This is a genomic window from Nostoc sp. LEGE 06077 (genome assembly GCF_015207705.1).
GTDB lineage: Bacteria > Cyanobacteriota > Cyanobacteriia > Cyanobacteriales > Nostocaceae > Nostoc_B.
Genome location: NZ_JADEWI010000046.1, coordinates 49,903 through 58,091, shown reverse-complemented (window position 1 = coordinate 58,091; position 8,189 = coordinate 49,903). Strand labels below are relative to the sequence as shown.

9 protein-coding genes are annotated in these 8,189 nt (G+C 37.7%); 3 read left to right on the top strand and 6 right to left on the bottom strand.

The window, feature by feature from the left end; genetic code table 11:
* Positions 1 to 85: 85 nt before the first annotated feature.
* The 3 genes from IQ244_RS23715 to IQ244_RS23705 all read right to left on the bottom strand — a co-directional run bounded on the left by IQ244_RS23715 (position 86) and on the right by IQ244_RS23705 (position 1,754).
* The gene (locus IQ244_RS23715; protein WP_228059114.1) at positions 86 to 451 is read right to left on the bottom strand and encodes a hypothetical protein; all 366 of its coding nucleotides are present in this window, start codon (positions 449 to 451) and stop codon (positions 86 to 88) included.
* 85 nt (positions 452 to 536) lie between these two features.
* A complete protein-coding gene (locus IQ244_RS23710; RefSeq protein WP_193898527.1) occupies positions 537 to 1,301 on the bottom strand; it encodes a hypothetical protein in 765 nt (254 codons plus the stop codon).
* A gap of 60 nt (positions 1,302 to 1,361) precedes the next feature.
* Positions 1,362 to 1,754: a hypothetical protein gene (locus tag IQ244_RS23705; RefSeq protein ID WP_193898525.1), complete on the bottom strand. Its 393-nt coding sequence runs from the start codon at positions 1,752 to 1,754 to the stop codon at positions 1,362 to 1,364.
* A 383-nt stretch (positions 1,755 to 2,137) separates the two neighbouring features.
* On the opposite strand from IQ244_RS23705, the gene IQ244_RS23700 reads away from it, so the two are divergent.
* Positions 2,138 to 3,475 carry a hypothetical protein gene (locus IQ244_RS23700; protein ID WP_193898524.1) on the top strand — a complete coding sequence of 446 codons (1,338 nt, stop codon included), beginning with the start codon at positions 2,138 to 2,140 and terminating at the stop codon, positions 3,473 to 3,475.
* A 74-nt stretch (positions 3,476 to 3,549) separates the two neighbouring features.
* Here IQ244_RS23700 and IQ244_RS23695 read toward each other — a convergent pair whose 3' ends face one another.
* Positions 3,550 to 4,599 carry a J domain-containing protein gene (locus IQ244_RS23695; RefSeq protein WP_193898523.1) on the bottom strand — a complete coding sequence of 350 codons (1,050 nt, stop codon included), beginning with the start codon at positions 4,597 to 4,599 and terminating at the stop codon, positions 3,550 to 3,552.
* Between the two features lie 153 nt (positions 4,600 to 4,752).
* On the opposite strand from IQ244_RS23695, the gene IQ244_RS23690 reads away from it, so the two are divergent.
* Positions 4,753 to 5,139 carry a hypothetical protein gene (locus IQ244_RS23690; RefSeq protein WP_193898522.1) on the top strand — a complete coding sequence of 129 codons (387 nt, stop codon included), beginning with the start codon at positions 4,753 to 4,755 and terminating at the stop codon, positions 5,137 to 5,139.
* A gap of 10 nt (positions 5,140 to 5,149) precedes the next feature.
* On the opposite strand, the gene IQ244_RS23685 is transcribed toward IQ244_RS23690, so the two are convergent.
* Positions 5,150 to 5,872 (bottom strand): hypothetical protein, encoded by a 723-nt coding sequence (locus IQ244_RS23685; RefSeq protein ID WP_193898521.1) that lies wholly within the window; start codon positions 5,870 to 5,872, stop codon positions 5,150 to 5,152.
* 68 nt (positions 5,873 to 5,940) lie between these two features.
* On the opposite strand from IQ244_RS23685, the gene IQ244_RS23680 reads away from it, so the two are divergent.
* The gene (locus IQ244_RS23680; protein WP_193898520.1) at positions 5,941 to 6,933 is read left to right on the top strand and encodes an Rpn family recombination-promoting nuclease/putative transposase; all 993 of its coding nucleotides are present in this window, start codon (positions 5,941 to 5,943) and stop codon (positions 6,931 to 6,933) included.
* Positions 6,934 to 7,081: 148 nt separating this feature from the next.
* Here the strand turns inward: IQ244_RS23680 and IQ244_RS23675 are convergent, their stop codons facing one another.
* Positions 7,082 to 8,170, bottom strand: a complete 1,089-nt coding sequence (locus tag IQ244_RS23675; protein ID WP_193898519.1) for an RNA-guided endonuclease InsQ/TnpB family protein — start codon at positions 8,168 to 8,170, stop codon at positions 7,082 to 7,084.
* Positions 8,171 to 8,189: the final 19 nt, after the last annotated feature.

The following is an 8,189-nucleotide window of genomic DNA, read 5'->3' as shown; positions in this document are numbered from 1 at the left end:
CGCTAGGATAAAAATTTCTGGCGCACAGTGGAATGTTGAGAGTGTTAATCACATCCTCTCTGTTCGTTGTGCTTATCTTAATGGTTTACTTGCTATTTGAGTATTTCTGCCAAAAGTGGATGCTCCCAATAATCTTCTCATCATCCATTGTTTGCAATTCTTCCAAGCTAGGCAATCCAAGTAAAACTTTCTGAGCTAAATCTTTTAAATATAAAATTTTAGGACGTGAAATACCAGCAGATCTTAAAACCTCATCTGGGGTATTGAGGATATCTAAAGCTGTTGGGACGTTTTCAGAATAAAGCTGCAAAAATCTATTATGGATGGCAGCAGCAGCTTTAGTAGATAATTGTTGGTAAAGAATTGCCCGTGACAGCGAAAACAGTAAATCTCCCGTTTGTTGTGCTTGGGATAGTTTGTAATCTCCTACTATCGCTATTAAATTTGCCAAGATTGGATCTGAATTTTTGAGCGTTTGAATCGCGGTTGAGTAATCCATTAAATACAGAAAAATATTATTATGCTACTTGAGAGTATTAACAATTGTCTGTTGAAACTTCTGAGGTTTGGATTATCTGAAAAATTCTTGATTCTAATTGACTTTGATTGATCGGAAGATTAGGAACGCTCACAATACAGAAGATAGGTTGAACAAATATTTCTACTTCATAGGGATAGTCTACCAAATAAATTTCTCTGTAGTTATTAGTTGGGGGATTTAATTCTACCTGCCCTAGTGATGGTTTTAGTAAAATATCACTAAGAAATTGATTTGAATATTTCAAGGGGTGATATTCATTCCAGAGCCGAGTTAGAATTTCTGGAATTGCCTTGTTTCCTGTCCATAATTGAGGAGGAGTGCTTTCTTTAACTAAACTGATATCTAGACCTGAATAATCGAAGAGCGCTTCTTGATAGCTGTTCTCTTGTTGGGTTAGTTGTTCTAAATAGTATCGTTGCTGTTCACTAAGCCATTCTTCATTGCAGATAACATTATGTATTTGATTATTAAGCTCTAAAACATTTTGAAATGATTTTACATTTTCTTCGGTAGCTTCATGAATATTTGGTACGTGCCATTCAAGGCGATTATCATGGTGAATAAGTATCAGCCTTAGCCAGTCATGCCATAATTTTGCATTTAGTCCCTGACTCTGCAAAATTCGATTACCCTCACCATGTTTGTCGAAAGGAGGCACATGAAGTCCGTCAACAAGAAGTACCCACACGGCAAAATCAATTAGGCTTGATGAGCCAATGCGAATATGTCCAGTTGTGATATCATTACTTAAAATTGCCATTTTTTTAATTAATCCATGAATAAATTATAGGGATAGCTTTATCTATCCCTATAATTTATTTTAGTCGCACTGCACAGTTAGAGGTTTTCTCAAGGAATATCGGTGAATACCTGATAGGCGAATATTATAAGCTTCACCTGAAATTATAATTTTTTGTTTTAATCCCTCAAAGATTTCTGTTGTTTGATAATCCAAAGTCGGAACAACCGTACCATAAACTTCTCTAACCAATCCATCATTTGTTTGAAAACTGAAGTGTGTGGCATTGATTGGTTTGTTGGAGTCGTTGACAATAACTCTCCAAATAACCTTAGTTTTTTCACCGCGAAGATGTTGACATTGTGCAATTCCTAATGCGCCTCCTCCCAAAGTATCTCGATTAATAGCGGCTTGTGCTATTTGGGGAAGTAACCAAGAAATAACAACAGTTGTTGAAATAGCTTTAGTGAACATGAGGATGTTTCCAGTAAACTAATTTTCGCTCATGCTTGGCGAAGCAAGTTTCTCAAAAACTTATCTTTAATGAAGCGAAAATGAAAATGTCAGACATCGCTCTTGCCACAAACACCCGCTTACTCTTGTTGATGATTGGGTGAAACAACCCACAGCCACCCATCTGTGAGCAACTGAGATGTTCAAGTAGATATAGCCATCGCAAAAAAGATAAGCTAGAAAAGTGAAGCACTATCATGCGTTAATTGTGCATTAAGCAGCCCAGATGTGATTGAGATTACACAATAGTTCAAAGTGCAATTGACTTCGCATCAACAACATACTTGCAACAAATACGCCCGTGATAGCGCTAACACTCTGATTGAAACTCGATAGATATCTAGATGCAGATACAGCCGCCCCCAGAAAAATTTCTCTCGACCTTATTATCCATAAGAAACTATTACGCGCCACTGGTAGAAGAGTACGGAAAATTATATCGAGAAGCATTAGACAACTTAACTCATGTAGAAGCATTATTATCTAACTGGCCTTTGACCGTAGAGGTGGATAGCAATGGCTTTTCTAGAGAAGTAGCAGAAGAAATATTTACCGTACCCACTCAAGAAAGCAGCAATGGTAATAGCGTTGATGTCTTGAAAACGGCAGCAGAATTATCAGAAACTCAGGATAATGAATTATCACCAGTAGACAACATAAAAGCAGAGGCATTTTCTACTGAGAATCAAGAAGATGTCAACTCGCAATTAGAAGAAACTCAGCCAATAGTTACGGCAGAAGAGGATGTATTCTCAGATGATAGCTTTGATAGTTCTCAAGCTGAAACACAAACTCTGGAGTCTACTAATACGGAAGAACCAAGCGTTATAACAGAAGAAGATAATGCTGCTCAAGAAAGCGACACCAAAGACAATACTGACAGCGCTCTAGAAGCAGCAAGTGAATTGACCCAAATGGGTACGACTGAGGTATTACCCCAAGAAGATGAACCCCCAGTTGCCGAGTCTACCAAGCAAGAAGAAACCAGCACTACGCCAGATAAATCCTTATATGGGCAAGAAATTTCGATGCTGGATGAATATCGCTCTCTAAGACGCATAGAAGCGGTTGAACGGTTGTTGCAGCAGCATAAAGGTAGTGTATGTCATATAGATTTTGTGGTGCGATCTCTGTATGGGGAGTTAGAGCCGAAAGTTTGGAAAGTGGTCAAAGGTAGAGTTCAATCAACGCTGACCCAAGGAAGAGAAAGCGGTAAATGGTCGCTAGTTCCAGGGAAACCAGGTTACTACACTATAGATTTGAAACTGCTCAATTCTCGTCGCAAAGAAAGTTCTTCCAAGCCTAGCCAAAAGAAAAGTAAACAATCACAGCCGCAAGTCAAAGAAGATACTAGCTCTGATGTTGCTTCCAAGCCTAGCCAAACTAAACCCCAAAAACCTAATCCTCATGCAAAAGCGAACCTCATTCCCATGAAAGGCGAATTTGAAGGAAAATTCGTGATTGATGCGATTAGTTTGTTATTAGAACAAAATCCGAGAAGAGTTTTTGATGTGGCTGAAGTTGTCAAGCAACTATATGGAGAACTCACGCCTGAGCAATTGCAACAAGTCAGACCAGGAGTGCTAAATGAATTGTCACGGGGTTATCGCTCAGGCAGATTTTCTAGAGTGCCAGAAGAAAAAGGACTTTACATTTGGGATTCTAAGTTGCTACCAGACTAATAGCAATTCGCAATTCGCAATTCGCAATTAAGAAAGCCAACTTGTACAAGAGTTTGTTAATCAACAAGTTCTTATCAAGTCAATTGTGATAACATCTGTTCCAAAATATCTTGGAGTAATTCTTCCTCAGAGGAATACAGGGAAACTGGGCCTGCAAGAAATTCTTGAATAGTTAGTTTTTGCTGTTGAAAATCCTTAACAAAATCCCGGATTTGAGAAACAGCTTGAATTTGGGATTCGATTGCTTCGACCATCCCGCCTACAGCATCAATGCCTTGCTTTGCAGCTTTACGAGAACTAGAAACCATTGCTCCTTCAGGAGTATTTTTGGCTAAACGTAGTTCCCGTTTCAAATTTTCATATTGAGATTGAAGAATTTGATTTTGCTGTTCTAAATGGCGACACTTGCGAGTTAAATCATCTTCATTATTGAGATTAACAACTTCACCAACTTGTTGACGAGATTCAATTTCTAGCAGCCTTGCCAAGTCTCCTTCTCGGTAAGCAATATTGATCTCCTGCATAATTTGGGTATGATATTTTTGTGTTTCGCTATCTTGTGCCTTGTCCGGGTGAAAGATTTCCGCTAACCGCAAAAATGTGGAGCGAATTTTTTGCTGTGTTTCGGTTCTAGCCCCAGCCCCAAATGACGTGGTTTCTTGTGCTTGCCACTGTTGATTTTGATGAGAATTTTCGGTAGATTGAGTGGAGAAATCTTCTTCCGTAGGTGAGAACTCTTCGTTTGATTCTGCCCCTGATTGGCTTGTGTTGGGTTTTATACTAATAATTCCGGCAAACTGTAGTTGACGATAAACTGCTTGTATCTTCTTAAGAGTTTGTTTACCAAATTTTCGAGTAGCAAAGATAGTTTCAAACAAGGCATGAATTTCTTGGTCGAGTTGAGCCATTTTTTGGAAGCTGGGAGTAGCCTGATTCACTACTTCTGTGGCTAAAGAACGCGCCCTTTCGACAAAGTTATGAAGTTCAGTCCGCTTTCTTTTAATTTGCTTGAGGATGGATTGGTGCTGTTTTTCTAAAAATTGTAAGCGCAGATGTAATTCAGACAGAGCCAGTCCGGTTGCAACAGTAGACCTAGATGAAGATGTGGTGGTTCGTCGAGGCATAGAAATTTTATAATTTTTTTAGGCTAAAAGAATGATAAAAATATAAGATGCCTAAATAATAATACATGAATATCTATTAATCTTAATTTAAATCTGAGCAATAGAGTATTGCAATAAATTTCAAGACTAATAACTATTTAGGGGATTCAAAAAATGAAGATTGCAGATTTACCAGCCGAGACTATAGAAAAAATAAGCGGCGTTAGGTGGGACAGAATTATTGAAAAACACGAAGGCCCAGAAGATTGGGAATCGGTTTTTAGATATTCTGAGCCAGAATTTATGGAAGTAGAAGGATGTTCCGTATTATTACCTGTAGATAAATCACATCACCCGAATATTAGTATATTGCGTTGCATTTGGAGTGGAGACCAAAATTCTGTAACGCTGTTTTTATCTGATACAACCTATGACGACGATCCGTTCTTTTCAGGATTTATGGCAGTGTGCGATCGCGTTAAAGGCGAAAAGTTTTTCTTGGCAATTCTCTATCATGAATGGTTCATTATTGAAAGACCATCAGTTTTTGAACAAAGTTAGACAGTTATTTTTAGACTATTTCGCTAGTTATTGTCTGCAAAATACTGTTGACATCTTGTGATGTATTAGAGCAGATACCCATCGATTCTAGATGTTCAATAGCTGCTTGATATGCTTCTTGAGCTTCATAACATTCTTCAAAATATTTTCCATCTTGATAACCATAGATAATATGATTTGAGCCGATTGTTTTAAAGAATTGTTCAGATGATATCAAGGATTTTCTACTATGGAAATGTCCTTCGAGATATCCATAAAAATAGCTGATAAAATAGTTGATCTCTTGACGAGAAAATTCTAGCTCAAAAGGTTCACGAGCCATTTGATGATCGTAGCCTTCTACATCGGATTCCAAGACTCTGTAGATACTGAAGTACAGCGTACCGCGATTGTCATATATATCCATCAAATAAAAAAAATTACCTTGCTCTTTTTCTAAAACTAATAATACTGGAAAAGAAAAAGAGCCTTTCCAATCATCAATCCAATCACCACTATCACCTAATAAATCTGTTAAGCTAACGAATAATTCAGCCAAATTAAGCTTATTTTTATTATTTCGCTCTGATAAATAAAAATTCATATAAAACCTAGAATCGTCTTTGATAGGAAGACTTTTTCGTCTTAGCTTCCTAAATTCAGTATCATCTAAACGCCAAAGTTCGTATTTAATATCTTGCCGTTGGAGTTGAAGTTTTCTACGTTCTTTAATTTGTTTAACTACTTGTTGCATAGAATTCATTTGCTCACTATATAGTATTAATGTACTATATTAGTGTTTTAATTTCTAGCGTTTCAAAGATGACAAATGAAAATCCCCAGACTGAATATGATTCGCCTTGGAAGCAAATACTACAACTGTATTTTCAAGACTTCATGCTGTTTTTCTTCCCCCAAGCTTATGAGCAAATAGATTGGACAAAAGAACCAGAGTTTTTGGATAAGGAATTAGAACAGGTGGTTCGTGATGCTGAACTGGGGAAGCATTTGGCAGATAAGTTGGTAAAAATATATCTCAAGAACGGTGAAGAAAGCTGGGTACTGATACATCTGGAAGTTCAGGCTCAGGAAGACTCTGACCTTCCGAGAAGAATGTACACCTATAACTATCGCATATATGATAGATATAAGCGGTCAGTAGCATCCTTGGCGATTTTGGGTGATGAGCGTGTCAACTGGCGACCAAATCAGTTTGGTTACGAGTTGTTTGGGTGTAGCGTAAATTTCCAATTCCCCGTGATCAAGTTGGTAGACTACAGCCAAAGGTTGTCTGAGCTTGAGTCTAGTCATAACCCGTTTGCTACAGTAGTAATGGCACATCTGAAAGCGGTTGAGACACGGAATAATCGCGTTGAGCGTAAACAGCAGAAATTAGTTTTGGTGCGGCGACTTTATGAACAAGGGTTTGAACGCGAAGATATTCTAAACCTATTTGGGTTTATTGATTGGATGCTAACTTTACCGATAGAGTTAGAGCAAGAGTTTTGGCAAGAAATTCGGAAATTTGAGGAGTCTAGACGTATGCAATACATTACCAGCGTTGAGCGAATTGGATTTCAAAAAGGGATTGAGGAAAGCCAAAATCAAATTAGGCAGGTGCTGTTAAAGAGTTTAGCCTTGGGATTAAAGCTCAAATTTGGGGAAACTGGTCAAAGTTTATTACCTGAAATCGAATCTATCCAAGATATAAGTGTGCTGGAAGCTATATTGTCAAGGATAGAAACATCCAGTAATGTTTCACAATTGCGTCAAATTTACCAGTCGTCTACAACAGACACACAACCAGAAATTTGACCGTATCATAACCGTTACATAAAACTTACTCAAATCTACCTATTTAGACTTTTCTAGAAAAGATAACTTGTACCAAATAGAGTTTGACGTTTACTTCCTGCTTTACCCTGGCAATGTCGGCATTATCCAGTCCACAGGCTAACACTGTCTAACTGACAGCTTTGGACAAATTAATTGCGGCGTTTAAATCACGGTCAATTGTGACTTTGCAATGTTCACAATGAAACTTACGTTCACTCAACAACAGAGTTTCTTTTTTAGTTCCACAACGAGAGCAAGTTTTACTACTGGGGTAAAATCTATCAACTACTACAAGTTTTGAGCCGTAAAGTTCACACTTGTAAGTTAATTGACGGCGGAACTCATAAAACCCCATATCCGCAATAGCTTTAGCTAAATTACCGTTTGCTAACATCCCGCGCACATTTAAATCCTCAATCCCGATCACAGCGTGGTTTTTACTGATATAGGTCGTGATTTTGTGCAATGTGTCTTTGCGACTGTTGGCTATTTTACGATGCAATTTAGCTACTTTTAATTGAGCTTTTTTATAGTTATTAGAGCCTACTTGCTTACGACGATTCAGCCATTGCATACGAGACAATTTCTGCTCATATTTTTTGTAACTCTTTGCACCGTTAAATACCTCACTAGTTGACAATGTAGCTAAATAGTTAACACCAAGGTCTACGCCTACAAACTCTACAGCTTTAGGAGTAGAAGTTGGTTCTACTTCAAATCTAAAGGAAATAAACCATCTGTCAGCTTGTCTGCTAATTGTGACTGACTTAGGTTGAACTTGAGGCAATCGCTCATAGGTTTTTAAAACTCCGATTTTAGGAACTTGAATTTTGTTATTACCTAAAATTTTGACTATTCCCTCTAAAGTAAAACTATCTCGTTTACCTTTTTTCTTAAACTTAGGAACTCCAGCCACTTTCTTAAAACATCTATCCCAAGCAAGTCTTAATGCCATCAGTGCTTGTTGTGGAGTGGATTTAGAGCATTCATAATACCAAGGACATTCAGGTTTTACCAGTGCTACTAACCATTTACACAAATCAAAATAACTTGGAAACTTAATCTTCTCTGTCGGGTTAGCTTTGTTGTAATCTAATATTTGTTTAGTTAAAGCTAACCCCCAATTCCAAGCGTGTCTTGCCACCCCACAATGCTTTAAAAACGCTGTACGCTGCTTGTTGTTTAATTTCAATTCAGTTTTAAAACCTAGCAGCATTTATCCAACCTCTATAACT